Annotated in this window: 3 protein-coding genes; 2 read left to right on the plus strand and 1 reads right to left on the minus strand. The window is 62.6% G+C overall.

The genetic code is table 11. From position 1 onward, the window contains the following. The coding region (locus tag EPO09_RS15725; RefSeq protein WP_290644274.1) for a LysR family transcriptional regulator at positions 1-317 on the minus strand (317 nt) is incomplete at its 3' end. Between the two features lie 131 nt (positions 318-448). Here EPO09_RS15725 and EPO09_RS15730 point away from each other — a divergent pair. Together EPO09_RS15730 and EPO09_RS15735 are read left to right on the plus strand one after the other, a co-directional pair. Beyond that, positions 449-1,432: an aldo/keto reductase gene (locus tag EPO09_RS15730; protein WP_290644275.1), complete on the plus strand. Its 984-nt coding sequence runs from the start codon at positions 449-451 to the stop codon at positions 1,430-1,432. Positions 1,433-1,474: 42 nt separating this feature from the next. Beyond that, on the plus strand, positions 1,475-1,676 hold a 202-nt coding region (locus tag EPO09_RS15735), incomplete at its 3' end, for an alcohol dehydrogenase catalytic domain-containing protein (protein ID WP_290644276.1).

Genomic DNA, 1,676 nt, shown 5'->3' on the forward strand with positions numbered 1-1,676 from the left:
GCAAACGAGGACTTGGGGCCGACGATGCGCAATGCGCCCCCAATCTCATCCTTGGACTCGCGCGCCTCCGCCAATGCCCGGTCCAAGGTAGCCAATGCTGGCTGCGTGGTCTCCAGGAAGCGTTGCCCCTCGTCCGTCAACGACAGGCTGCGTGTCGTCCGATTCAGGAGGCGTACGCCAAGGTGCTCCTCCAACTGTTGCAGGGACTGGCTCGCCGCCTGAGCCGTCACGCCCTGGGCGATGGCCGCCTTTCGGATGCTGCCCAACTCGACCGCCTTGGCCAGCGTGGCGATGGCTCTTAATTCGTTGATGGCCATAGACATTTCACGGATGGAATCGCCATCAGTTTAAACAATTGCTTGAATATGGTTCAAGCTTTTATCGTCTAGTTGATTGATAGACAAATGCCTAAAGTGCAAGCATGAACTCTTTCAACACCCCATCTGACATGAACAAGACCCGTCAACTTGGTCCCAGCGGGCTGGAGGTATTCGCTCTGGGCTTTGGCTGCATGGGCCTGAGCTATGGCTACGGCCCGGGCGTAGATCGCGCAGCAGGCGTGCAACTGATCCGCCAGGCCTTCGAGCGCGGCGTGACCTTCTTTGATACCGCCGAAGCCTACGGTGCACTCAACGAAGAGATGGTGGGCGAAGCCCTGGCGCCTGTGCGCGAGCAGGTTGTGATCGCCACCAAGTTTGGCTTCAAGGACGGCGACCCCACAGCCGGCTTGGACAGCCGGCCGCAGCGCATCCGTACCGTCGTCGAGAACTCGCTCAAGCATCTGCGCACGGATTACATCGACCTGCTGTACCAGCACCGTGTCGATCCACAAGTCCCCATCGAGGACGTTGCGGGCACGGTCAAGGCGCTGATCGCCGAGGGCAAGGTCCGCCACTTCGGGATGTCCGAAGCCGGCGCGGAGTCCATCCGGCGTGCGCATGCCGTGCAGCCCCTGGCGGCGCTTCAAAGCGAGTATTCGCTGTGGTGGCGTGAACCGGAACAGACCATCCTGCCCTTGCTGGAGGAGTTGGGCATCGGCTTTGTGCCCTTCAGCCCGCTGGGCAAGGGCTTTCTCACGGGCGCCATCACCGCGAACACGGCGTTCAGCAAGGACGACTTCCGCAACGTCGTGCCGCGCTTCAGCACCGATGCCCGAGAAGCCAACCAGGCCTTGGTGGAAGCCATCGGTGACATCGCCAAAACCAAGCAAGCGACGTCAGCCCAAGTGGCGCTGGCCTGGCTGCTGGCGCGGCGCCCCTGGATCGTGCCGATTCCGGGCACCACCAAGCTGCACCGCCTGGAAGAGAACCTGGCGTCAACCCAGCTGACGCTGACCCCGCAAGACCTTGCCCGCATCGCAGAGGTGCTCGCACGCATCCCCGTACAAGGGGCGCGCTACCCCGCTCAACTGGCGGCCCGTGTCGGGCGCTGACCCTTGTCGCGGCCTCTGCTTCCACCATCTGGAGAACCAACCATGACCTATCCCGTCAAGAGCTACGCGGCGCACTCACCGACTGGCCGCCTCGGCCTGTTCCAGTTCGACCGCCGCAGCCCGCGAGCAGACGACATCGTCATTGAAATCCTGTACTGCGGCGTTTGCCACTCCGACGTGCACAACGTGCGCAACGACTGGGGCAACGCCAAGTACCCCATGGTGCCCGGCCACGAAATCGTGG

The organism is Aquabacterium sp. (assembly GCF_004297345.1).
In the GTDB taxonomy this organism is placed as follows: Bacteria; Pseudomonadota; Gammaproteobacteria; order Burkholderiales; family Burkholderiaceae_C; genus Aquabacterium.

Bases quoted from the DNA above. Each gene is read 5' to 3' on its own strand.
- EPO09_RS15730 (WP_290644275.1), top strand. From the start codon at position 449: ATGAACAAGACCCGTCAACTTGGTCCCAGCGGGCTGGAGGTATTCGCT.